Raw genomic sequence first — 23,051 nt, forward strand, 5'->3', positions numbered from 1 at the left:
GGAGGATATCGCCATGACAACCTACCGGATCGCTCTCATCCCCGGCGACGGCATCGGGCGCGATGTCACCGCCGCCGCCTGGTCGGTGCTTGAGAAGGCGGCCGATAAGGCCGGCTTTACGCTCGACGGCCAGGAGTTCCCCTGGTCCTGCGCCTTCTACAAGCAAACCGGCACGATGATGCCGGCCGACGGCATCGAGACGCTGCGCGGCTTCGACGCCATCCTGCTCGGCGCTGTGGGATGGCCGGCGGAGGTGCCGGATTCGGTCTCGCTGCATGGCCTGCTGCTGCCGATCCGCAAGAGCTTCGTGCAATATGCCAATATCCGGCCTCACCGCCTGCTTCCGGGCGTCAAGGGACCGCTAAGGTCCGAAGGCTTCGACATTCTCTGCATCCGCGAAAACACCGAGGGCGAATATTCCGGCGCCGGCGGCCGTGTCCATCAGGGCACGGCGGACGAGGTCGCTGTGGAGACGTCGATCTTCACCCGCACCGGCGTCGAGCGTATCCTGCGCTTTGCTTTCGAACAGGCGCGCGCCCGCCGCGGCAAGCTCGCCTCGGTGACGAAATCGAACGCGCAGAAATTTTCGATGGTCTTCTGGGACGAGGTCACCCGCAAGCTTGCCGGCGAATATGCCGATGTCGAGGTGACGAGCTACCACATCGATGCCATGGCGGCCCGCATGGTGATGGCGCCGGAAAGCCTCGACGTGGTCGTCGCCTCCAATCTCTTCGGCGATATCCTCACCGATCTCGGCGCCGCCATTCAGGGCGGGCTGGGCTTTGCCGCCTCGGCCAACATCAATCCGGATCGCAGCACGCCGTCGATGTTCGAACCCGTGCACGGATCGGCCCCGGACATTGCCCATCTCGGCATTGCCAATCCCATCGCCGCCATCTGGTCCGGCGCCATGATGCTCGAACATCTCGGCGAGAAGGCCGCGGCCGGCGCCATCATGGCCGCGATCGAACGAACGACCGCCGGCGGCATCGGCACGATCCAGGGCAAGGACAGGACCGAGGCGATCACCGCCGCCATTCTCGCTCAGCTTTGATTTTCTTCACCAGGGGATAGATAGATGCAGAACTTGAAGGAAGCCGGCCTCTTCCGGCAACAGGCACTTGTTGGCGGAAAGTGGATTCCGGCCTCTTCCGGCAACAGCGTCGACGTCATCGATCCGGCTACCCAAACGGTCATCGGGACGGTGCCCGACATGGGCGCGGCCGAAACGCGCGCCGCTATCGAGGCCGCGCAAGCAGCCTATGGCCCGTGGAAGAAGAGGACGCATGCCGAGCGCGCCGCGCTCCTGGAGGCCTGGCACGCCCTGATGATCGAACATATCGAGGATCTCTCGCTGATCCTGACCACCGAACAGGGCAAGCCGCTCGATGAAGCGCGCGGTGAAATCCGCTACGGCGCTTCCTTCGTGAAATGGTTTGCCGAGGAAGCCCGCCGCATCGGCGGCCACACCATCCCCTCGCCGACGCCTGATCGTCGCATCGTCGTCCTGAAGGAGCCGGTCGGAGTCTGCGGCATCATCACGCCGTGGAACTTCCCCAATGCGATGATTACCCGCAAGGTGGCGCCGGCTCTTGCCGCCGGCTGCACCGTCGTCATCAAGCCCTCCGAGTTCACGCCCTATTCGGCGCTCGCCATCGGCTGGCTTGCCGAAAAGGCCGGCATTCCGGCCGGTGTGATCAACATCGTCACCGGCTTGCCCGACGGGATCGGCGACGAAATCATGGCCAACGAGACGGTTCGCAAGATTTCCTTCACCGGCTCAACCCGCGTCGGCTCGCTGCTAATGCGCGGTGCGGCCGACAGCGTGAAGCGGCTTTCCCTGGAACTTGGCGGCAATGCTCCTTTCATCGTCTTCGACGATGCTGACATAGACGCCGCCGTCGAGGGCGCGATCGCCTCGAAATTCCGCAACGGCGGCCAGACCTGCGTCTGCGCCAACCGCATTCTCGTCCAAACAGGCGTCTATGACGCCTTCGCCGAAAAGCTCGCGGCCCGCGTCGACAGGATGAAGGTCGGCCCGGGCACGGAAGCAGGCGTTGCGATCGGCCCGATGATCAACGAAGCGGCGATCGCCAAGATCGATCGCCATGTCGAGGATGCGCTCGCCAAGGGTGCTGCGATCGTCACCAGAAGGGCGGAGCTGCCGCCGGGCCGACAATATACCGCGCCCTTGGTGCTCACCGGCGCCACCACCGAAATGCAACTCGCCAGCGAAGAGACGTTCGGCCCGGTCGCACCACTCTTCCGCTTCGAGCGCGAGGAAGAGGCGCTGGCGATCGCCAACGGCACGCCCTACGGCCTTGCCGCCTATTTCTATACCGAGAGCCTGAAGCGCGCATGGCGGGTCGGCGAAGCGCTTGAGTTCGGCATGATCGGCCTCAATACCGGGGCCATCTCGACCGAGGTCGCCCCTTTCGGCGGCGTCAAGCAGTCGGGGCTTGGCCGCGAAGGCGCACAGGCGGGCATCGAGGAATATCTGGAAATAAAGTCCTTCCATATCGGCGGGCTCGCCTGAACAGGAAAAGTCGAGGGGTTGCTTTTCGCAACCCCTCGATCCCCAGATGGAGAAAGACGCAGCCGGCTTACCGGATCTTGTCGAGCATCTTGTAATAGAGCCCGACGAGCGGCAGGAACCAGGGCTTGCCGAAGTGGCCGGGAACCGCGGGCCATTCCAGTCCCTTGAGCGGATTATGGTCCGGGCGGCCGAGGATCGCGTCGGCGATCGTCATTCCGAGATGGGTGGAGAGCTGCGCCCCATGGCCGGAATAGCCCATCGCATACCAGGCGCCGTCCTGGTATCCGGCGCGGGGGTATCGGTCCTTGGTCATGTCGACCAGCCCGCCCCAGCAATAGTCGATCCCGACATCGGCAAGCTGCGGAAAGATCCGGCTGAGGCTGTCATGCAGGATCGCGCCGCTTTTGGCATCGGAGCGCTGATCCGAGGTGGCCGAGAAGCGCGCCCTCCCCCCGAAGATCAGCCGGTTATCAGGCGCCAGGCGCCAGTAGTTGCCGATGTTCATCGAGTTGACGCAGGTGCGGTTACCGGGCATCGTTGCCGCGATTTCCGTTTCCGTCAGCGGCCGCGTGGCGATGATGAAGCTGCCGACCGCGATGATGCGGCGGCGGAAATAACCGAAATTGGGTGTCGTATAGGCTCCCGTGGCGATCAGCACCTGATCCGCCGTCACGACGCCTTTTGCCGTCTTCAGCACATGTTTGCCGTCCACCTGGCGATGGTCGGTGACGCCAGCCTTTTCGACGATCGTTGCACCATGGCGCCTGGCGGCCTCCGCCAGTCCGACGACATAGCGCCCCATGTGCATCATGGCGCTCTTTTTCGACAGCATCGCCCCATGAAAGGCCGAGCCGACCTCGCTTTTCAGATCGCTCGCCGACAGCAGGGCCGTCTCGGCATCCACTTCCGCGTGGACCGCTTCGAAATTGCGGGCGATCGCATCGTAATGCTGCGGCTTGGATGCGAGCTTCAGCTTTCCGGCGCGGCGGAAATTGCAGTCGATCCCCTCCTCGGCGATGATCGCCTCGATGGTGTCGATCGAGGCATCGAACGCCTTGTAGAGCGCGATGGCGCGCTCCCTGCCGAGCTCGGCCTTGGCGGTAAGGAAGCTGTGGGCAAGGCCGTTGTTGAGATGGCCGCCGTTACGCCCCGAGGCTCCCCAGCCGACCGTTTCGGCTTCCAGCACGATGACGCGGACACCCGCCTTGGCGAGCTGGCGTGCCGCGGCAAGCCCGGTAAAGCCCGCGCCGACGACCGCAACGTCATAGTGACCTTCCACAGGGCCTTGCGTGGCGTTGGCGAAGGCCGGGGCAGTATCGTGCCAGTAGGATTGGAGCTTCATCGCCGCGGCTCTCCCTCAAAGCCCGACGACGCCGGGCAAGCCCGAAATATCGGCGATTTCGACATAGCCGTAATAGGGGTTGGCAGGCTCGTGGCCGCGATTGACCCACACCTTGTTCTTGATCCCGAGGTCATGGGCCGACATCAGGTCGTAGCGGAAGGACGACGAGCAATGCAGAATGTCCTCAGGGCCACAGCCCAGCATGTCGAACATGTATTCGAAGGCTTGGAAGCGCGGTTTGTAGGCATTGGCCTGCTCAGCGGTATAGACCGCATGGAAGGGCGCCCCGAGCTTTTCGACGTTCGACATGATCTGCGCGTTCATGGCGTTGGAAAGGATCACCAGCGGGATTTCCTTGGCGACTTTTGCAAGGCCCGCGGGAACGTCGGCATGCGGTCCCCAGCTCGGCACGCGCTCATAGACCATCCGTGCGGCTTCCTCGCGGAATATTATGCCGTTGCGCTTGCAGGCCCGCTCGAGGGAATTGTGCACCACCTCGTTATAGGGCTTCCAGTCGCCCAGGATCTCGTCGAGACGATAGGCGGCGAAGTTCCTGATGAACTCCACCATATGAGGTTCGCTCAGCTGCTCGCCATAGAGATCGCGGGCGGCTTCGGCCATTTGGAAGTTCGTCAGCGTGCCGTAGCAGTCAAAGGTGATGTATTTCGGACGGAAGTGAGCCATGAGGGTGTCCTGAATGTTCCAGCTGTTGCGCCTGCCTTCATCATAGGCCGCGGTCCAGCGGTCCGCTCGACTGAAATCCGGACCGCCGAAGCAGAATGTTTCGTATCCTGAGCCGGCTTTGGCAGAAGGTTGCGTGCGGCCGATGCCGCCATGGCTCGTTTTGGCGGAGAGGTTTGTGAAGTCACAGCGCCTGCCAGCATAAGATGCGGCGGGCCATCCGGGCAACGCTATAAGATACTGCCGGGAGCGGCGCCTTCAGACGATCTGCCGGTCGATCCTGCACCACACTTGCCGGCAAGAGATGAAGGACATCGCAATGCAGACAAGTCAGATCGATCTCGTGGCATTCGGCTCCGAACACCTGGAGGCCGCAGTGCAGCTCTCCCGGCAGGCGGGCTGGCCGCACCGGCTGGAGGATTGGCAGATGGCCTTTATCCTGAGCAAAGGCGCCGTTGCGATCGAAGGGGGCCGCGTCGTCGGAACCGTGCTGACGACGAGCTACGAGGCCGACTGCGCCGCCATCAACATGGTGATCGTCGACGAATCCATGCGTGGGCGCGGCCTTGGCCGCAAGCTGATGGATGCCGCATTGGAGATCGCGGGCAGCCGCCCCCTCCGGCTGGTCGCGACCGAGCAAGGTTTGCCGCTCTATGAAAAACTCGGCTTCCAGAAGACGGGCGCCATCCGGCAGCACCAGGGCGTGGCGGGAGAGATTGCCGCTTCGCCGGGGACGGAAGCGGCGACCGAAGGCGACATGGATGCAATCGTCGAACTGGACCGCAGCGCCTTCGGCGCCGATCGCAGGCGGCTGCTCTCCTACCTCGCGGCATCAGGCGAATTTGCGGTGATGCGCCGGAACGGCCGCGTTTGCGGCTTCGCCGCGCTTCGGGCTTTCGGCCGCGGCGAGGTCATCGGTCCCGTCGTCGCCGCCGGCCTCGACGATGCCAAAGCCCTTGTCGCCCACTTCATCGCCCGGCGCCCCGGGCAATTTTTGCGGGTCGATACAACAGTCGATACCGGGCTTGCGCCCTGGCTTGCCGCACAGGGTCTTGCCCATGTCGGAGGCGGGATCGCCATGGCAAAGCCGCCAATCCCTCGCGGCGCCGATCCGGCGGCCACGACTTTCGCCCTCGTCAATCAGGCCCTCGGCTGAGGCAGGAGACATCAATGTACAGCAATTCTCTCATCGAGCTCGACCGCGCCCATCTCATTCATCCCGTTGCCTCCTATCGCGGTCATGAAGCGCAGGGCGTGCGGGTTCTCGCCTCGGCCAAGGGGGCGACGGTGACCGACGCTTATGGCCGCCAGCTGATCGACGGCTTCGCCGGCCTCTGGTGCGTCAATGCCGGCTATGGTCACGAATCGATCGTCGAGGCCGCAACGCGCCAGATGCGTGAGCTGCCTTATGCGACAGCCTATTTTGGCCTGGGTTCCGAACCCGCCATCCGCCTTGCCGCCGAGCTCGCCGAGCGCGCGCCCGGAGATCTGAACCATATCTATTTCACGCTCGGCGGTTCCGACGCCGTCGACAGCACGATCCGCTTCATCCGCTATTACTGGATCGCCCGCGGAAAGCCGCGGCGCGACCAGTTCATTTCGCTGGAGCAGGGCTATCACGGTTCCTCGACGGTCGGAGCGGGATTGACCGCGCTGCCGAACTTCCACGCCGGCTTCGGCATTCCTTTCGACTGGCAGCACAAGATTCCGTCTCCCTACCCTTATCGCAATCCCGCCGGCGACGATCCGAAATGGATCATCGCGGCATCGCTTGCCGCGCTCCGCGCCAAGGTCGAGGCGATCGGCGCCGACCGCGTCGCCGCCTTCTATGTCGAGCCGATCCAGGGGTCGGGCGGCGTCATCGTGCCGCCCAAGGGCTGGCTGAAGGCCATGCGCGACCTATGCCGCGAGCTCGACATTCTGTTCGTCGCCGACGAGGTGATCACCGGCTTCGGCCGTACCGGCCCGCTGTTTGCCTGCTCGGAGGAGGATATCGTTCCCGACTTCATGACGACAGCCAAGGGGTTGACCTCGGGCTATGTGCCGATGGGCGCGGTCTTCATGGCCGACCACGTCTACCAGACGATCGCCGAGGGCGCGGGCGCTTCTGCGGTCGGTCACGGCTATACCTATTCCGCCCATCCGGTCAGCGCCGCCGTCGCCCTCGAAGTGCTGAAGCTTTATGAGGGCGGCCTGCTGGAGAATGGCGTCAAGGCAGGCGCCCGATTGATGGCGGGCCTCGAGGCGATGCGGGATCACCCCCTGGTCGGCGACGTGCGCGGACGCGGCATGCTGGCCGCCATCGAACTCGTGACCGACAAGACGGCCCGCACGCCGCTTCCCGCCGAGACGCAGCCCGCCCGGCGCATTTTCGACCGCGCCTGGGAGAACGGCCTGGTGATCCGCGCCTTCGCCAACGGCGTTCTCGGCTATGCGCCGCCGCTCTGCTGCACCGATGCCGACATCGACGCGATCCTCGAGAAAACCGCCAAGACGCTCGACCAGACATTGGAGGACCCCGACGTCAGGCGGGCGTTGAGGGATTGAACCGCAGCCGGCGAAATACCGCCGGATGCCGATATTCGGAATTTTGTGCCGCATCACGGCGTCTATTCGGCGCAAACGATGCGGAGAAGGTGCCAAACTCCAAGTGAAGAGAAGCCACGGACCCACAGAAATTGGGGGCTTCATCATAAGGACCCGGGCCAAGCCGGGCCGGGAACGACATAAATTTTGCGAAGCGCAGCAGTCCATGCCGCTTCGCCTGACACTGGGGACACGAAATGACGAAGTCTCTGCCTGAATTCAAATATATGAGTTTCGACGTCGTCGGAACGCTGATCGATTTCGAGAGCGGCCTCACGTCCTGCCTTCAGGAGATCGCGGCCGAAGCCGGCGTGACGATCGACGGCGAAGAAGCGCTGACGCTTTATCGCGCCGCCCGCTACAGCGAAGATGCCTCTCTCTTCCCCGACGATCTCGTGCGCGTCTATCTCGCAATCGCGCCCGATCTCGGGCTGCCGGTCGATAAGCGCTATGGCGAGCGCCTGCGCGATTCCGCCAGAACCTGGAAGGCATTTCCCGACAGCGCGGCGGCGATGGAGCGGCTTGCCCGCGACTACCGCTTGATTGCCATGACGAATGCCCGCCGCTGGGCGTTCGACTGTTTTTCCGCCGAACTCGGCAACCCGTTCCACGCCGCCTTTACGGCTGACGACACCGGCACGGAAAAGCCGGATCCGACCTTCTTCGAGAGCGTCTTCGATTTCGTGGCCGGCGAAGGCGCGTCCAAAAGCGATATTCTGCATGTGGCCCAGAGCCAGTATCATGACATCGGCGTCTCACGCGCGCTCGGCATGACCAATTGCTGGATCGAGCGCCGCCATGCGCAGAAAGGATATGGCGGCACCATCGAACCCGCCGAATTCACCGAACCCGACTACCACTTTGCATCCATGGCAGGCCTCGCCGAGGCCGTGGCCGCAGCGCGGAGCTGATCCGCGGGAAGACCCGACCAGGGCCAAGCCCGCGTGGAGACGGGCAGCCCCCCAACCAGACGACAAAAGGGGAATGACATGACCGATAAAATCACCAACTGGACTGCGTCGGACGACGCAAAGATCGAAAACGCCATCCGCCGCGGAGCAACCCGGCGGGAGCTTCTGCAGATGATGCTGGCAGGCGGTGTCGCGATGTCGGCCGGCGGCCTGATCCTCGGCCGCGCCTCACAGGCGGTCGCGGCGACCCCCGTTGCCGGCGGCGCCCTCAAGGCGGCCGGCTGGTCGTCCTCGACGGCCGACACGCTCGACCCGGCGAAGGCCTCGCTCTCGACCGACTATGTGCGCTGCTGCTCCTTCTACAATCGCCTGACCTTCCTCGATAAGTCGGGCACGCCGCAGATGGAGCTTGCCGAGGCGATCGAATCCAAGGATGCCAAAGTCTGGACAGTCAAGCTGCGCAGCGGCGTGACCTTCCATGACGGAAAGCCCTTGACCGCTGATGACGTCGTCTTCTCGCTGAAGCGTCACCTCGATCCGGCTGTTGGTTCCAAGGTCGCCAAGATCGCCGCGCAGATCACCGACGTAAAAGCGGTCGACAAACAGACCGCTGAGATCACGCTCGCCAATCCGAACGCCGACCTGCCGACGATCCTGTCGATGCACCACTTCATGATCGTCGCTGCCGGCACCACCGATTTTTCCAAGGCCAACGGCACCGGCGCCTTCGTCAGGGAAGTATTCGAGCCTGGCGTGCGCTCGGTCGGCATCAAGAACAAGAACTACTGGAAATCCGGCCCGAACGTCGATTCCTTCGAATATTTCGCGATCAGCGACGACAATGCCCGCGTCAACGCGCTGCTGTCGGGCGACATCCATCTTGCCGCCTCGATCAATCCGCGCTCGATGCGTCTGGTCGAGAGCCAGGGCGCCGGCTTCGTGCTGTCGAAGACGACATCCGGCAATTATACCAATCTCAACATCCGCCTCGACATGGAGCCGGGCAGCAAGCAGTCCTTCATCGAAGGCATGAAATATCTCGTCAATCGCGAGCAGATCGTAAAGTCGGCGCTGCGGGGCCTTGGCGAAGTCGGCAACGACCAGCCGGTTTCTCCGGTCAACTTCTATCGCGACGCCAATCTCAAGCCGAAATCCTTCGACCCCGACAAGGCGAAGTTCCTGTTCCAGAAGGCCGGCGTCCTCGGACAGTCGATCCCGATGATCGCGTCGGAAGCGGCCAACTCCTCGATCGACATGGCCATGATCATCCAGGCCTCGGGTGCGGAGATCGGCATGAAGCTCGACGTCCAGCGGGTTCCGTCGGACGGTTACTGGGACAATTACTGGCTCAAGGCGCCTGTTCATTTCGGCAACATCAATCCGCGCCCGACGCCCGACATTCTGTTCTCTCTGCTCTACGCCTCGGACGCGCCCTGGAACGAAAGCCAGTACAAGTCCGAGAAATTCGACAAGATGCTGCTGGAGGCGCGCGGCCTGCTCGACCAGGAGAAGCGCAAAGCCATCTATAACGAGATGCAGGGCATGATCGCCGAGCAGGCCGGCACGATCATTCCGGCCTATCTCTCCAACGTCGACGCGACCTCCGCCAAGCTCAAAGGCCTGGAACCCAGCCCGCTCGGCGGCCAGATGGGTTACGCCTTCGCGGAATATGTCTGGCTCGAAGCCTGATAAAGAGAGCAGCCGGGGACGAAAATTGTCCCCGGCCCGCTTTCCCCCGCGTTATATTAGTCTCAATGCCAAAGGGAGCGCGCGCGTGAACAAAGAGGTGCTGTCTCTCATATCGAGCCGGTTGCTCATCGCCCTGATCACCCTGATGATCGTCTCCTTCGCCGTGTTTTTCGCCACGACGACGCTGCCGGGCGACACGGCGACGATCCTTCTCGGGCAGGCGGCAACACCCGAAGCCGTCGAAGGCCTGCGCAAGGCCATGCATCTGGACCAGCCGGCTTTCCTGCGGTTCCTCAGCTGGCTTTTCGGCCTGCTCTCGGGCGATCTCGGCACGTCCTATGCCAACGACATGCCGATCAGCCAGCTGATCGGCGGCCGCTTCGTCAACACGCTGAAACTCGCCGGCGTGACCGCGCTGTTCTCAGTGCCGATCGCGCTGACGCTCGGTATCACCGCCGCGATGCTGCGCGGCTCCGTTTACGACCGGATCGTGACCATCGTGACCATCGGCGTGATTTCAGTGCCCGAGTTCATGGTGGCGACTTCGGCGGTGCTGATTTTTGCCGTCTATCTCCGCTGGCTGCCGGCGTTGTCGCTTGCCAATGAAGTCCACTCGTTTGCCGATATGCTGCGCGTTTACGCCATGCCCGTCATCACGCTCACTTTCGTCGTTTCGGCGCAGATGATCCGCATGACGCGCGCCGCCGTCGTCGAGACGCTGAACATGCCCTATGTCGAGATGGCTCTGCTGAAAGGCGCGTCGCGAACCCGCATCGTTCTGCGGCACGCCCTTCCCAATGCCCTCGGTCCGATCGTCAACGCGATCGCCCTGTCGCTGTCCTATCTCCTTGGCGGGGTGATCATCGTCGAGACCATCTTCAACTATCCCGGCATCGCCAAACTGATGGTCGATGCGGTCGCCACACGCGACCTGCCGCTGATCCAGAGCTGCGCGATGATCTTCTGCCTCGGCTACCTGATCCTGATCACGCTTGCCGACATTGTCGCCATTCTTTCCAATCCGAGGCTGCGATGACATCCCATATCGAACAACGTCCCGCCGTGACACGCCGGCCCGGCTACCGCTTCAATCTCGTCGGGCTGCTCGGGCTTGCCGTCATTCTCGTCTGGGCCTTCATCGCGATTTTCGCGCCTTTGCTGATCCCCTACCCCGTCGGCGAGATCGTCGATACCGACTATTTCGGTCCGATGTCCCAGCAGTTCTGGATGGGGTCGGATTATCTCGGCCGCGATGTCTTCTCACGCATCCTGATGGGCGCGCGCTATACGGTCGGCATCTCGCTGGCGGCGGTGACCATCGCCTGCTTCAGCGGCGTCGTGCTCGGAATGATCGCAGCCGTCGCCGGAGGCTGGCTCGATACCCTGCTCTCTCGGTTCCTCGATGCGCTGAATTCCATCCCGGGCAAGCTCTTCGGCCTTGTCGTGGTCGCTGCCGTCGGTTCGTCGATTCCCGTGCTGATCCTGACGCTTTCGGTGATCTACATACCAGGGTCCTATCGGTTCGCACGGGCGCTTGCCGTCAACGTCAACTCCATGGACTTCATCACTGTCGCCCGCATCCGCGGCGAAAACACGCTGTATCTCATCCGCTCGGAAATCCTGCCCAACATCGTGGGGCCGGTGCTTGCCGATCTTGGGCTCCGCTTCGTCTTCATCGTCCTCCTGCTCTCCGGCCTTTCCTTCCTGGGGCTCGGCGTGCAGCCACCCTATGCGGACTGGGGGGCGCTCGTGCGTGAAAACATCGGCGGCCTGCCTTTCGGGGCTCCCGCCGTCATGTTCCCGTCGCTTGCGATCGCCAGCCTCACGATCAGCGTGAACCTGTTGATCGACAACCTGCCGCAGAAAATTCGAGATCGGAGCGAATGATGGCCAATCTCGTCGAAATCCGCGACCTCAGGGTCGAAGCCACCACCGATTCCGGCCGTCGCGTCGAAATCATCCGGGGCGTCAGCCTCGACATCGCCGAGGGCGAGATCGTCGCACTGATCGGCGAAAGCGGCTCCGGCAAGACGACCATCGCGCTAAGCCTGATGGGACATTCCAGGCCGGGCTGTCGCATTTCCGGCGGTAGCGTTTCGCTTGCCGGCAAGGATATGGTCCGGCTCGGCGAAAAGCAGCGCGCCAGGTTGCGTGGCACCGAGGTCGCCTATGTGCCGCAATCGGCCGCCGCCGCCTTCAACCCCGCCATCACAATCATGGATCAGGTGATCGAGGTCACACGCATCCACGGGCTGATGCCGGCCGAGGAGGCGAGAAGTCGGGCGGTCGAACTCTTCCGGGCGCTTTCCCTGCCCGAACCGGAGATCATCGGCACACGCTACCCCCACCAGGTTTCCGGCGGCCAGCTGCAGCGCCTTTCGGCGGCCATGGCCCTGATCGGCGACCCGAAGCTGATGATCTTCGACGAGCCGACGACGGCGCTCGACGTGACGACGCAGATCGAAGTGCTGCGCGCCTTCAAATCGGCCATGAAGAAAGGCGGCATATCAGGCGTCTACGTCTCGCACGACCTTGCCGTCGTCGCCCAGATCGCCGACCGCATCGTCGTGCTGAAGGGCGGCGAGGTCCAGGAAACCGGCACGACGGAAGAAATCCTGACCGCGGCGAAACATCCCTATACCCGCGAACTGCTTGCCGCTTTCGAGCCGAAGGCCCGCAATCCCGAAGCCGATGGCAAGGCAGCGCCGGCGCCGCTCTTGACGATCGAAGACGTCATCGCCGGTTACGGCCGGCGCCAGGCCGATGGCCGGCCTCTGGTCTGCGCCGTCCAGCAGGTGAGCCTCAAGGTCGAGAAAGGGCGCAATCTCGGCATCATCGGCGAATCCGGCTGCGGCAAATCCACCCTTGCCCGCACCATCGCCGGCATCCTGCCCGCCGCCTTCGGCAAGATCGTCTTCGATGGCAAGGAACTCGGCCACAGCGCCCGCGAACGCTCGCGCGATCAGCTGCGCGAGATGCAGATCGTCTTTCAATATGCCGATACGGCGCTCAATCCGGCAAAATCGGTCGAGGACATACTCGACCGGCCGCTCGTCTTCTACCACGGCATGCCGGCCAAGGCGCGCAGCGTGCGCATCGACGAATTGATGGACATGGTCCGCCTGCCACGCAGCCTTCGCCATCGCCGGCCGGCAGAGCTTTCAGGCGGACAGAAGCAGCGCGTGAACTTCGCCCGGGCACTAGCCGCCGATCCGAAACTGATCCTGTGCGACGAGATTACCTCGGCTCTCGACACCGTGGTCGCCGCCGCCGTGATCGATCTCCTCAAGGAATTGCAGCGGGAGCTCGGCCTCTCCTACATCTTCATCAGCCACGATCTTTCGGTGGTGGAGGCGATCTGCGACGAGATCGTCGTGATGTATGACGGCAGGAAGGTCGAGGAAATCACGCCCGCGAAGATCAGGGCGGCCCAGCACCCCTACTCCCAGCTGCTCTTCTCCTCGGTGCCGAAGCTTGATCCGGCCTGGCTCGACGGGCTGACGCAGGATCCGGAACTGGTGCGCGCCTACAGCAGGGGGTAAGACACAGCCCCCAGCACCTGTGAGCGCAGGACCATTCGTGTAGCGGAGTATTGTCCTAAAGCGGAAACAGGCTCGTCAGCGGCATATGCGCCCTGACGATCGGCGACTTCAGGACGACGAAGCTGAAATATTTGTCGATGCCGACATCCATGTCGGTGAGACGCTCCATGATCGTCTGGTACTCGCCGATCCCCGACGTAACGAATTTGACGAGGTAGTCGTAGCCGCCGGACACGAGATGGCACTCGATGACCTGCTCGACCTTTTCGATCGCCGCCAGGAAGCGGGCGAAATCGATCTGCCGGTGGTTCTTCAGGGTGATCTCGGTAAACACCGTCAGGGTCTGGCCGAGCTTGCCGACGTTGATCTGTGCCGAGTAGCCTTCGATGTAGCCCTCCGCCTGCAGCTTTTTCACCCGCATCAGGCAGGGGCTCGGGGACAGCGCCACGAGGTCTGCCAATTCCACATTCGTGATGCGCCCGTTCTTCTGCAGTTCGTGGAGGATCTTGACGTCGATTCGATCGAGTTTCACGAAGCACCTTTTCGGGTTACAGCAGGTGGAGGACGCGGCAGATTATGCTGTCGCCTTCCCTTGATTGAGGGTAACACATTGCGCCTCCCTGTCTATTTTGTTTTGCTGGCCGGCGCGAAGCACAACTGTCTGCGTGCTTCCGGCAAGACGGCATGTTGTGCTGCCGGCCGGTCGAACTCCAGCAACGCGACATCGGCAAACCCCGCTAGATTATGTCGCAACCGGAGACCGCCTCATGCCCGCACCGCTGAAACTCGTTGAGTCACCCCTTACACTTCCCGCGGCTGCCGATGCCGTGGTGATCGGCGGCGGCATCATCGGCGTCTTCACGGCCTATTACCTGGCGCTGCGGGGCCAGAAGGTCGTTCTCGTCGAGAAGGGCCGGATCGGCGCGGAACAGTCGAGCCGGAACTGGGGCTGGTGCCGCCAGCAGAACCGCGATGCGCGGGAGCTGCCGATGGCGACGAAGAGCCTCGACCTGTGGGAACGCTTCGCAGCCGAATCCGGTGAGGATACGGGCTTTCGCCGCTGTGGACTCTTCTATCTGAGCAACAGCGACGAAGAGCTCGCCGGCTGGGCGCGCTGGCGCGACTTTGCCCGCACCGCGGGCGTCACCACCCATATGCTCGACGGCACCCAGGCGAGTGAGCGCGGCCGCGCGACCGGCAAAACGTGGAAGGGCGGCGTTTTTTCCCCCACCGACGGGACGGCCGACCCGGCGAACGCTGCTCCGGCCGTTGCGCGCGCGATCCTGAAGCTCGGGGGCACGGTGCGCCAATCCTGTGCCGCCCGCGGCATCGAAACCGAGGGCGGGCGGCTTTCCGCCGTCGTCACCGAACACGGCACCATTCGCACCAAGACCGCGGTTCTTGCCGGCGGCGCCTGGGCTTCGTCCTTCTGCCACCAGCTCGGCATCCGCTTCCCGCAGGCCTCGATCCGCTCGTCGATCCTTTCGGTTTCACCGCCCGCCGCAGCCTTGCCGGATGCGCTGCACACCTCCGCCGTCTCAGCCACGCGCCGCGGCGACGGCGGCTATACGCTTGCCATCAGCGGCGGCGGCCGCGTCGACCTGACGCCGCAGCAATTCCGCTACGCGCCGCAGTTTCTGCCGATGTTCATCCGGCGTTGGCGAAGCCTGGCGCCCGGCGGATGGGAGGGGATGAGATCCGGCCACGAAACCTTGAGGCGATGGCGTCTGGACGCACCCACCCCGATGGAGCGGATGCGCATTCTCGATCCAAAGGTCGATCAGGCGACGATCGAGCGGACCCACGCACGCGCGCTTGAGCTTCTGCCCGACCTCAGAACCACTGAAATTACCGCCGCCTGGGCGGGGTATGTCGACAGCACGCCGGATGGAGTGCCCGGGATCGGCGAGATCACTGATATACCCGGCTTCATTCTGGCCGCCGGCTTCAGCGGTCATGGCTTCGGCATCGGTCCGGGCGCCGGCCATCTCATCGCCGATATCGTCAGCGGCGACACGCCGATCGTCGATCCCAGGCCCTATCATCCGAAGCGGTTCAAGACATCGGCCTGGGGCCAGGTCGCTGATTTTTAGACGAGCTGGGCATCATGGGATATGAGGTGCGCTGACCGACCTGACGTTCCAATCCCGCAGGGCATCGCAGACTTCCGCCCGGCTCGGAGCGCCGATGCGGCCCCCGAATACCTGGCATTTGAGCGCTGCCGCCATGGACGACGATCGCATCGTCTCTTCGATCGGCATGCCTTCGGCGATCGCGAGCGCGAAAGCGCCGTGGAAGATATCGCCGGCCGCCAGCGTATCGACGGCCTTCACGTCAGGCGCAGTGAGATGACGGATTTCGCTCGTGGTGTCATCGAACCAATACGAGCCGTTTTCGCCTGACGTGACGCTGACGAAGGCCTGGTCGTATTTTCGTTTCAGACGGCCGACGATCTCCGTCAGATCCGTCGCTCCGGCAAGGCGCTCGGCCGCCGGCTGGGAGAAGACGATGTGGCTTGCCGCCGGCGCCAGCATCTCGATCACGCCGTCGCCGGCAACGTCGCCGTCGAGGATTGCGGGCTTGCCCGCCTCCCTTGCCGCGAGCAGCGTCGCCAGCGCAAGCTTCGGCCACCGCACGTCGACCAGCACCGCATCGAAGGACGAGACATCCCCTGCCGCGACCGACCTGACCGTGTCGTGCAGCCGCGTATCGTAGAAGGGCACGATCAGGCGCTCGCCCCGATCATCGATCAGGATCGTCGAGACGGCCGAGCGCGCGCCTTCCGCCCGCAGCATGCTGCCCGTGTCGATGCCGCTCTTGCCGAGCTCGGTCAGGATGCGGTCGCCGGTGGCGTCGTCGCCGACCGCGCCCCAGAGGCTGGCGTGACCGCCGAGGCGGGCGACCGCGAATGCCGCGCTCGAGGCCATGCCCTCGGCGACCTGCAGCATCTCGTAGGGCAGGATCTTGCCCTGGCCGGTCGGCAGCGAACGCACGCGAAACAGGGTGTCCAGAACCGCCGCGCCGACACAGAGGACGCGGCGCGGCGGGCCGGAAGGCGGATCAAAGGCGGAAGAAGCCATCAGAATCTCTGTCTCACCTGCTTACTTGACGGCTCCGGCCGTCAGGCCCGCCACGATCTGCCGTTGCGCAAACACCGTCAATATCAGCACCGGCAAGGTGACGATCAACGCCGCCGCGGCAAGCGGTCCCCAGCTCACCTGTTCGAAGGAAAGCATGTTGTAGACCGCGACCGGAAGCGTGCGCGTCTCCCGGCTGGCGAGCACGATGCCGAAGACGAAGTTGTTCCAGGAAAAGATGACCGACAGGATGAAGGCGACGACGATGCCGGGCTTTGCGATCGGCAGGGCGACCATGCGGAAGACCTGCCAGGGCGTTGCGCCGTCGATGCTTGCCGCCTCTTCCAACTCCATCGGCGTCGTCTCGAAATAGCCGATCATGATCCACACGACGATCGGCACGGTGACGACGAGATGGATGATGATCTGCGGCATGAGCGTGCCTAAGAGGTTCAGCCACTGGAACAGCAGGAAGAGCGGGATCAGGAAAGAAAGACCGGGCGTCATGCGCGCGATCATGATGACCATCGCCGATTTCTCCGCCTTGAGGCGCGCAATGCCGTATCCGGCGGGGACGCCGATCAGCAGCGCCAGAAGCGTGGCCGCACCGGTCACCAGCACCGAATTCCAGAGGTAGAGGAAGAAGTTGTTCTCCTCGAAGACCTTCACATAGTTCGACCAGGCGAAACGCTCCGGGATGAAGATCGGCGGATAGGCGCCGTTGTCGATTTCATATTTCAGCGACAGCGAGATCATCCAGAGGAAAAACAGGACGACCGGCGAGATCATCACCAGGGCGACGAACAGCAATCCGATGCGGTCGAGCGTCTTGCGCTTCATCAGCGTGCCTCCCCGTCGGACCAGTTCACGCGCTGCCGGACCATCATAAGGACGAAGGAGAGCAGGACGATGAGGAGGAAGAAGACGACCGCCATGGCCGAGCCGTAGCCGATGTCGTAATAGGCGAAGGCCGTGTTGTAGAGATAGATGTTGATCGTTTCCGATGCGGTGCCCGGGCCGCCCTGGGTCATGGCATAGATAATGTCGAAGCTCTTCACGGCATCGATGCTGCGGATGATCACCGCGATCATCAGGAACGGCGCGATCATTGGCAGTGTGAGGTAACGGAATTTCTGCCAGACATTGGCGCCGTCGATCTCGGCACTTTCATAGGGCTCGCGCGGGACGGCCGCCAGGCCGCCGAGCACGATCAGCATGACGAGCGGCGTCCACTGCCAGCTTTCGACCAGCACCAGCGAGGGAATGACGCTGCTCTGATTGTAGATCCACTCCTGCGGTCCGATGCCTGCGAAGGAGAGGAGATAGTTGAGGACGCCGAGCTGCGGATGGAACATCATCGTCCAGACGAGCGCGATAGCGACCGGGGTCGCCATCATCGGCATCACGAATATGCCGCGCAGAAGTCCGCGCAGCGGAAATTGGGCATCGAAGATCAGCGCCGCGAGCGTTCCCAGGAACAGAGGAACCACCACGGAGAGCGTCGTATAGAGCACCGTATGCCAGAGCGACTCCCAGAAGCGCATGTCGCCGGCGAGACGGATGTAATTGTCCAGCCCCGCAAAGGTCTGCGACTGCCCGAGCGTCCAACTGTTGACGCTCATCCACACCGTAAACACCCATGGAAAAACGATGACGGCTGATATGACGATCAGCGCCGGGATGACGAAGGGCCAGTAGTTGGGAGCAAACCGGCCCGGTTTGCTCCCCGTTTTCGAGGCCCTGGCCATGGCGGCCGTTTCGATGCCCGCCGAAGCCATTATCCCTCGCTTTTCGCCAGGACGGGTTCGAACTGGGCCGTTGCCGACTTCAGCTCGGCCGCAGGATCGGCGCCGCCGATCATGTTGGTGAGGCCGACGCCATAGATGTCGCGGAACTCGGTGACCGGAATGATTACCGGCAGCGCGAGCTGAGAGATCTTGCCGGAACCGACGACGGCATCCAGCCATGTGGCCGGCATCTTGACGCCCTCACGGACTTTCGCATCTTCGAGGATCGACTGGCGGAACGGAACGCCGGCGCCGGCCTGCAGCAGGCGTGCACCCATTTCATGCGAAATCGCCCATTGGCAGAAGAGGTAGGCGGCTTCCTTCTTCTGGCTGGCCGCGACGACGCCAAGCCCGTCGCCGAAGGTGCCGGCGGCTTGCGCCTTCGGGCCTTTCGGCATGATACCGTAGCCGACCTGGCCGACGACGCGCGACTTTTCCGGGTTCTCGATTGGCGGTGCAAAGCCGACGCCATCCATCCACATGCCGATCTTGCCCTGCAGGAAGGCCGACTGCGCCTCGGCCCAGTTGAAACCGGAAACCCCGGGAGGGGCGGTCTTGGTCATCAGCTTCTGGTAAAGCTTGGCAGCATCCACCGCATCTTCCGATGTCGTGCGCAGCTTGCCGTCGGGGCCGAGCGGGCTCGAACCATAGCCGAGCAGCAGCGTCGTCCAGACCGGCGTATTGGCGTTCTTCAGGCCACGGGCGACGAAGCCGTAGGTGTTGGTCGAGGCATCGGTGAGCGCCTCGGCAGCACTTGCCAGTTCCTCGAAGGTCGAGGGGTAGGCAAGCCCCTTCTTCTCGAACAGCGCCTTGTTCCAGTAGATGATCCAGTAATCGACCGAGAAGGGCAGAGAGCGCAGGACGCCGCCGGCGTCCTTGGCGAAGGCGAGGCCAGCTTCGGCGAAGTCGCTTTCCGCCAAAGACGGGGCGGTCAGGGAGGGGTCCTTGAGGAAGCCGCTGATATCGGCAAGCCAGCCACCCTTTTCGAACTGCCGTTTCTGGACATGGTAGCTCATGTGCACGACGTCGAAGCTCGGTTTTCCCGAACTCAGCTCGATGGTCGTCTTCTGGCGCTGCTGCTGTTCGGGTGTCGCTTCGGCATTGACCTTGATGCCGGTCAGCGCCTCGAATTCGGACAGGTACTTCAGAAGTATTTCGCTGCGCGGGCTCTTGACCAGGTTCACTTCCAGCGTGGTGCCGGTGAAGCGCTTCCAGTCGACGGCGGCGGATGCAGGGCGCATGCCGAGCATGCTGCCGGCCCCAAGCGCGGCCGTACCCGCCAGGAAGCCTCGCCTCGTCGGATTGAAGAATGATGGCATGTGACTCCTCCTCCTTTTGCCGGCGATCTCCTCACCTCCGGCTGCTTATTCCCGATTAAATTCCCAGCGCACGATCCCTTGCGTGATTGATATGTGTGACAAGGCTGTTGACGGCGTCCTCCACCGATCGCCGCTCGATCGCCTCGAGGACCTTCAGGTGCTCGCCCATGACAGGCCCGACGTGACCCTCGATGCGGAAACGATCCTGACTGATCAGGCGCATCTTGATCGAGTTCACGCGGTAGGCATTCGAAATGATGGTATTTCCAAGCGCATCGATGAAGGCGTCGTGCATGCCCCAGTCGACGGCTTGCGCGCGCAATTCCAGTTCGTGCGACCCGTCGCCGCTGCGAATGGCGTCGGCGATATCCCGATGCTGCTTCAGAAGCCCGGCGATCGTCTCGTCCGAGGCGGACCGGGTGAAAAGCGCCACGGCTTCCTTTTCTAGGAACACGCGCAGCTGGAAGGCCTCGCGAATGAGGTTGAGATCGATATGCGCAATCTGCAGCCCCCGCTGCGGCACGGTCTTGATCAGGCCCTCGGCTTCGAGCCTCGGAATGAGCTCGCGGATGGCGCCGAGCGGCAGTCCCGTCAGCTCCACGAGGCGGCGCTGGGAAACGAACTGCCCGGGACGCACGTCACGCGCGAGAAGGTGGCGCGTGAAGCTCGCATACGCCTTTTCCCGCAGTGTCGGTTGCTCCTCGGTTCCGTCCATCGCCTCCTCCAGAAACATCTCTGACCTACGCCGCTTTCGAGCGGAAAAGAGTATCGAAAGCAAGAGCGAGCTGCGCCTGTCCTTCGCCGGATATTGAAACGAGCGGCGGGCGAACCGTAAGCCAGATCTCCTCCGAGGTCACGCGCGCGACCATCGCCTTCACGGCCGCGATGACGGAATATTTCAGCAATTCGGGCACGAAATCCTCAACGCGGGGGTCGTCCTTGCCTTCCTCGGCCATCAGCCTGACTTCGCGGGGCAGGAAATTCGCCATGCCGGAGATCGCACCTTGGCCGCCGAGCCGAACGCCTCTGGCGAGGTGGCGTTCGTCGCCTATCAGAATGATGAGGTCGCGATGCGCTTTGAGAAGCACTTCCGTGTAAGGCCAGTCGCCGGAGGAATCCTTGACGCCCGTGACGATATGGGGAAAGGCGGTCCGCAGCCGGCCGATCAGCGATACGCTTAAGGGCACCATAGTGACCGAAGGAAGATTGTAGACGATGATGTCTCGCGCCTTTTCGCCCAGTATGGTGAAGACGGCCGAGAACCACTGGAAGACGCCGTCGTCGCTGACGTTCTTGAAATAGGACGGCGGGGCGAGAAGGATGTTGCGGGCTCCCTTGGAAAGAGCATGGGCGGCCTGGATGGCCGCATCCTCGGCGGCATCGACCAGCACGCCGACGACGATGGTCTTTGCCGCGATCCCGGCATCGAGGAAGGCTGAAAGGACGCGCTCGCGTTCTAGGCTTCCGATGGAGGACCCCTCGCCTGTCGTCCCGAACAGCGTCACGCTGGAGCATCCGGCGGCCAGGCATCGCCGCGCCTGCGCGATCATCGCATCGATCGCAATCCCGCCATTCTCGTCGAACGGCGTGGCAAGAGCGACCGAAAGCCCGAATTTCTGCGTCAACGTCATTTTCTCCTACTGATGGGTCAGGCATAGCAGACTAACATGTTAGTTGTAAAGACGCGATTGTTTACCGTGTGTTTATTTGCCGACTTGGCGGCGCAGCCAGCGCTTCGTTAACAGAACAGTGCAAGCGCTTCGCGTTCGATCTCATCGAAGAGCTGCCGCCGGGATTTGCCAACCCGGCGCATCGGCCGGCTATTGAGATCGTCGAGAAGCTGGCTGATCCGCACGTTGAGATCGACAAGGCTGAAGAAACGGTCGTTTCTCAGCCGTGCCAGGATCCAGCGCTCGACGATGAGAACGCTGCCTTCGACCTTGGCCTTGTCCTTCGGCCGTTTCGGACGGGTCGGCAGGATCGTCGTGTCGTAGTGCTCGGCGAATGCCGCAAAAGTGGCGTTGATGGTCGGCTCGAACCACAAGGGCTTGGCAACGCCGGCCTTGAGGTTGTCGCAGACGACCGCTTTCGTCACGCCACCGAAGAAACTCAGCGCCCGTTGCTGACCCTCGATCCAGTCCGGCAACCGTTGAGTGAAGCTTGCATAGGCGAAGGTGTACAAGGAGGCTGGCAGAACCGCGACGAAGATCTGCGCCAGCCGGATCTCGCCCGTCACCGGATCGATCACTGGGACGGTTTGGCCGGCGTAGTCGGTCTGCATCGCCGCGCCGGCAGTGTGGCGATTGCGGAAGGTGGCGCTGGCGCGCTGTTCGAAAGCGGCGAACCGCTCGCAGAACCACGTGTATCCGTAACCGTTGGGGTGTCGTTCGCGATATTCCTGCCACAACAGCGTCAGCGTCACGCCCTTCCGCTTCAGTTCGCTGGCGATCTTGCGCCAGTCGGGCTCGTGCATGTCCTGAGGCGGGCGGCCGCGACGATGGAACAGGCGGCGCTGTAGAATGCCATCATCGTCCAGCCCAGCCGGCAACGGCCAGCCCGTCAGCCCGGCCTCACCTGCCCGCAGCAGATAGGTCGAAATGGTCGTTTTGCTGATCTTCAGCCGTTCCGATATCGCACGAACCGAAAGCCCCTGTTCGTGCGTCAGTCGCAATATCGATCGAATGTCCTTCACGTCAGTAAGTCTCGCCTGCTTCCGTCTCGCCATTCATGAGCCCCTCGTTCAAATCGAGGTCCAGAATGACAAAACGGCGCGTGCGAAAGTCGATCTCTTTATCGCCGAAAGACTGTCCGGGATTTACCGGAATACCTGTCCGGGAATTAGCGGAAATGCTGTCCCGCATTTAGTGAAATCGCTGTCCGCGATTTAATGGAATCCCTGTCCGCGAATTACCGAAACCCGCATTAAGCCTGCGGCTGGTGGAAGAAATGCTGCTGGAGCGCGGCATCCTCGTGTCCTACGAAACAATCCGGCGCTGGAGCCGCAAGTTCGGCGCGGCCTACGCGAAGCGACTGCGCAGAAAGATGCCGTCCCGAAACGATGTCTGGCACCTGGATGAAGTTGTGATTTCCATCGGCGGCCGGAAACATTGGCTCTGGCGAGCCGTCGATCAAGACGGTTATGTCCTCGACGAGATCGTTCAGAGCCGCCGCGATACCGAGGCGGCCAAGCGATTGTTGCTCAGGCTGTTGAAGAAGCAGGGCCTGATGCCGAAGCGCATCGTCACCGACAAACTGCGCTCGTACTGCGCAGCCAAACGGGATGTGATGCCGTCCATCGAACACCGATCGCACAAGGGCCTCAACAATCGTGCAGAGAATTCCCATCCGCCATTGCGAAAACGAGAACGGGTGATGCAGGGCTTCCGATCTGCTGGCAGCCTGCAACGATTTACTTCCGTGTTTTCAGCCGTCAGAAATCTCTTCGTGCCGCCACATCAGAAACGCTCAGCTCTGGCCACCCACATTCATCGCATCCACTCAATGGCGCAGTGGAAGGCTGTGACCGCCGCAGCTACCTGAATTTAATGGGAAAACGCTTCGTCTGCCCTTCGTGAAATGAC

At 62.8% G+C, this 23,051-nt stretch carries 19 protein-coding genes and 2 pseudogenes; 11 read left to right on the forward strand and 10 right to left on the reverse strand.

Going from position 1 to position 23,051, the window contains the following annotated elements; translation table 11 throughout:
• Positions 1 to 13 precede the first annotated feature (13 nt).
• The gene (locus tag EFB14_RS19150) at positions 14 to 1,054 is read left to right on the forward strand and encodes a tartrate dehydrogenase (protein WP_126828035.1); all 1,041 of its coding nucleotides are present in this window, start codon (positions 14 to 16) and stop codon (positions 1,052 to 1,054) included.
• Positions 1,055 to 1,078: 24 nt separating this feature from the next.
• A complete protein-coding gene (locus EFB14_RS19155; RefSeq protein ID WP_126828037.1) occupies positions 1,079 to 2,536 on the forward strand; it encodes an NAD-dependent succinate-semialdehyde dehydrogenase in 1,458 nt (485 codons plus the stop codon).
• Positions 2,537 to 2,603: 67 nt separating this feature from the next.
• On the opposite strand, the gene EFB14_RS19160 is transcribed toward EFB14_RS19155, so the two are convergent.
• On the reverse strand, positions 2,604 to 3,878 hold the full coding sequence (locus EFB14_RS19160) for an NAD(P)/FAD-dependent oxidoreductase (protein ID WP_126828039.1): 1,275 nt from the start codon (positions 3,876 to 3,878) through the stop codon (positions 2,604 to 2,606).
• A 15-nt stretch (positions 3,879 to 3,893) separates the two neighbouring features.
• Positions 3,894 to 4,562, reverse strand: a complete 669-nt coding sequence (locus EFB14_RS19165; protein ID WP_125844558.1) for a haloacid dehalogenase type II — start codon at positions 4,560 to 4,562, stop codon at positions 3,894 to 3,896.
• 316 nt (positions 4,563 to 4,878) lie between these two features.
• Here EFB14_RS19165 and EFB14_RS19170 point away from each other — a divergent pair, with 316 nt between their 5' ends.
• From EFB14_RS19170 to EFB14_RS19200, 7 genes are all read left to right on the forward strand, one after another.
• The gene (locus EFB14_RS19170; protein WP_126828041.1) at positions 4,879 to 5,715 is read left to right on the forward strand and encodes a GNAT family N-acetyltransferase; all 837 of its coding nucleotides are present in this window, start codon (positions 4,879 to 4,881) and stop codon (positions 5,713 to 5,715) included.
• Between the two features lie 14 nt (positions 5,716 to 5,729).
• Positions 5,730 to 7,106, forward strand: coding sequence for an aspartate aminotransferase family protein (locus EFB14_RS19175; RefSeq protein ID WP_126828043.1), 1,377 nt, complete (start codon positions 5,730 to 5,732; stop codon positions 7,104 to 7,106).
• Between the two features lie 236 nt (positions 7,107 to 7,342).
• On the forward strand, positions 7,343 to 8,056 hold the full coding sequence (locus EFB14_RS19180; RefSeq protein WP_126828045.1) for an HAD-IA family hydrolase: 714 nt from the start codon (positions 7,343 to 7,345) through the stop codon (positions 8,054 to 8,056).
• 78 nt (positions 8,057 to 8,134) lie between these two features.
• Positions 8,135 to 9,745: an ABC transporter substrate-binding protein gene (locus EFB14_RS19185; RefSeq protein ID WP_126828048.1), complete on the forward strand. Its 1,611-nt coding sequence runs from the start codon at positions 8,135 to 8,137 to the stop codon at positions 9,743 to 9,745.
• An 85-nt stretch (positions 9,746 to 9,830) separates the two neighbouring features.
• On the forward strand, positions 9,831 to 10,781 hold the full coding sequence (locus tag EFB14_RS19190) for an ABC transporter permease (RefSeq protein WP_126828050.1): 951 nt from the start codon (positions 9,831 to 9,833) through the stop codon (positions 10,779 to 10,781).
• Entirely contained in the window at positions 10,778 to 11,632 is an 855-nt protein-coding gene (locus tag EFB14_RS19195; RefSeq protein WP_125844570.1) for an ABC transporter permease, read from the forward strand. Before EFB14_RS19190 ends, EFB14_RS19195 begins: the two co-directional genes overlap by 4 nt.
• Positions 11,632 to 13,287 (forward strand): ABC transporter ATP-binding protein, encoded by a 1,656-nt coding sequence (locus tag EFB14_RS19200; RefSeq protein WP_126828476.1) that lies wholly within the window; start codon positions 11,632 to 11,634, stop codon positions 13,285 to 13,287. Before EFB14_RS19195 ends, EFB14_RS19200 begins: the two co-directional genes overlap by 1 nt.
• Before the next feature lie 55 nt (positions 13,288 to 13,342).
• Here the strand turns inward: EFB14_RS19200 and EFB14_RS19205 are convergent, their stop codons facing one another.
• On the reverse strand, positions 13,343 to 13,819 hold the full coding sequence (locus tag EFB14_RS19205; RefSeq protein ID WP_008532606.1) for an Lrp/AsnC family transcriptional regulator: 477 nt from the start codon (positions 13,817 to 13,819) through the stop codon (positions 13,343 to 13,345).
• A gap of 235 nt (positions 13,820 to 14,054) precedes the next feature.
• Between EFB14_RS19205 and EFB14_RS19210 the strand changes: the two genes are divergently transcribed.
• Positions 14,055 to 15,380 carry an NAD(P)/FAD-dependent oxidoreductase gene (locus EFB14_RS19210; protein WP_126828052.1) on the forward strand — a complete coding sequence of 442 codons (1,326 nt, stop codon included), beginning with the start codon at positions 14,055 to 14,057 and terminating at the stop codon, positions 15,378 to 15,380.
• A gap of 12 nt (positions 15,381 to 15,392) precedes the next feature.
• Here the strand turns inward: EFB14_RS19210 and EFB14_RS19215 are convergent, their stop codons facing one another.
• From EFB14_RS19215 to istA, 7 genes and pseudogenes are all read right to left on the reverse strand, one after another.
• Positions 15,393 to 16,370, reverse strand: a complete 978-nt coding sequence (locus EFB14_RS19215; protein WP_183604885.1) for a sugar kinase — start codon at positions 16,368 to 16,370, stop codon at positions 15,393 to 15,395.
• A gap of 18 nt (positions 16,371 to 16,388) precedes the next feature.
• A complete protein-coding gene (locus tag EFB14_RS19220; RefSeq protein ID WP_125844577.1) occupies positions 16,389 to 17,204 on the reverse strand; it encodes a carbohydrate ABC transporter permease in 816 nt (271 codons plus the stop codon).
• The gene (locus EFB14_RS19225; RefSeq protein WP_125844579.1) at positions 17,204 to 18,142 is read right to left on the reverse strand and encodes a carbohydrate ABC transporter permease; all 939 of its coding nucleotides are present in this window, start codon (positions 18,140 to 18,142) and stop codon (positions 17,204 to 17,206) included. The genes EFB14_RS19220 and EFB14_RS19225 overlap by 1 nt, the downstream gene beginning before the upstream one ends.
• Entirely contained in the window at positions 18,142 to 19,470 is a 1,329-nt protein-coding gene (locus EFB14_RS19230) for an ABC transporter substrate-binding protein (RefSeq protein WP_126828056.1), read from the reverse strand. Before EFB14_RS19230 ends, EFB14_RS19225 begins: the two co-directional genes overlap by 1 nt.
• Before the next feature lie 55 nt (positions 19,471 to 19,525).
• A complete protein-coding gene (locus EFB14_RS19235) occupies positions 19,526 to 20,203 on the reverse strand; it encodes a GntR family transcriptional regulator (RefSeq protein WP_183604882.1) in 678 nt (225 codons plus the stop codon).
• 7 nt (positions 20,204 to 20,210) lie between these two features.
• Complete coding sequence (locus tag EFB14_RS19240) at positions 20,211 to 21,095, reverse strand: dihydrodipicolinate synthase family protein (protein WP_126828058.1); 885 nt, start codon at positions 21,093 to 21,095, stop codon at positions 20,211 to 20,213.
• 128 nt (positions 21,096 to 21,223) lie between these two features.
• Positions 21,224 to 22,195: pseudogene (gene istA, locus EFB14_RS19245) on the reverse strand (IS21 family transposase); the annotation flags it as partial.
• 197 nt (positions 22,196 to 22,392) lie between these two features.
• Between istA and EFB14_RS19250 the strand changes: the two are divergent.
• Positions 22,393 to 23,010 (forward strand): annotated as a pseudogene (locus EFB14_RS19250) (IS6 family transposase); the annotation flags it as partial.
• Between the last annotated feature and the right edge of the window lie 41 nt (positions 23,011 to 23,051).

This window comes from Rhizobium fabae (genome assembly GCF_003985135.1).
Classification (GTDB): Bacteria; Pseudomonadota; Alphaproteobacteria; order Rhizobiales; family Rhizobiaceae; genus Rhizobium; species Rhizobium pisi.

Coding starts and splice junctions, on each gene's coding strand:
- EFB14_RS19150 (WP_126828035.1), top strand. CDS start 14: ATGACAACCTACCGGATCGCTCTCATCCCCGGCGACGGCATCGGGCGC.
- EFB14_RS19155 (WP_126828037.1), top strand. CDS start 1,079: ATGCAGAACTTGAAGGAAGCCGGCCTCTTCCGGCAACAGGCACTTGTT.
- EFB14_RS19160 (WP_126828039.1), bottom strand. CDS start 3,878: ATGAAGCTCCAATCCTACTGGCACGATACTGCCCCGGCCTTCGCCAAC.
- EFB14_RS19165 (WP_125844558.1), bottom strand. CDS start 4,562: ATGGCTCACTTCCGTCCGAAATACATCACCTTTGACTGCTACGGCACG.
- EFB14_RS19170 (WP_126828041.1), top strand. CDS start 4,879: ATGCAGACAAGTCAGATCGATCTCGTGGCATTCGGCTCCGAACACCTG.
- EFB14_RS19175 (WP_126828043.1), top strand. CDS start 5,730: ATGTACAGCAATTCTCTCATCGAGCTCGACCGCGCCCATCTCATTCAT.
- EFB14_RS19180 (WP_126828045.1), top strand. CDS start 7,343: ATGACGAAGTCTCTGCCTGAATTCAAATATATGAGTTTCGACGTCGTC.
- EFB14_RS19185 (WP_126828048.1), top strand. CDS start 8,135: ATGACCGATAAAATCACCAACTGGACTGCGTCGGACGACGCAAAGATC.
- EFB14_RS19195 (WP_125844570.1), top strand. CDS start 10,778: ATGACATCCCATATCGAACAACGTCCCGCCGTGACACGCCGGCCCGGC.
- EFB14_RS19200 (WP_126828476.1), top strand. CDS start 11,632: ATGGCCAATCTCGTCGAAATCCGCGACCTCAGGGTCGAAGCCACCACC.
- EFB14_RS19210 (WP_126828052.1), top strand. CDS start 14,055: ATGCCCGCACCGCTGAAACTCGTTGAGTCACCCCTTACACTTCCCGCG.
- EFB14_RS19220 (WP_125844577.1), bottom strand. CDS start 17,204: ATGAAGCGCAAGACGCTCGACCGCATCGGATTGCTGTTCGTCGCCCTG.
- EFB14_RS19225 (WP_125844579.1), bottom strand. CDS start 18,142: ATGGCTTCGGCGGGCATCGAAACGGCCGCCATGGCCAGGGCCTCGAAA.
- EFB14_RS19230 (WP_126828056.1), bottom strand. CDS start 19,470: ATGCCATCATTCTTCAATCCGACGAGGCGAGGCTTCCTGGCGGGTACG.
- EFB14_RS19235 (WP_183604882.1), bottom strand. CDS start 20,203: ATGTTTCTGGAGGAGGCGATGGACGGAACCGAGGAGCAACCGACACTG.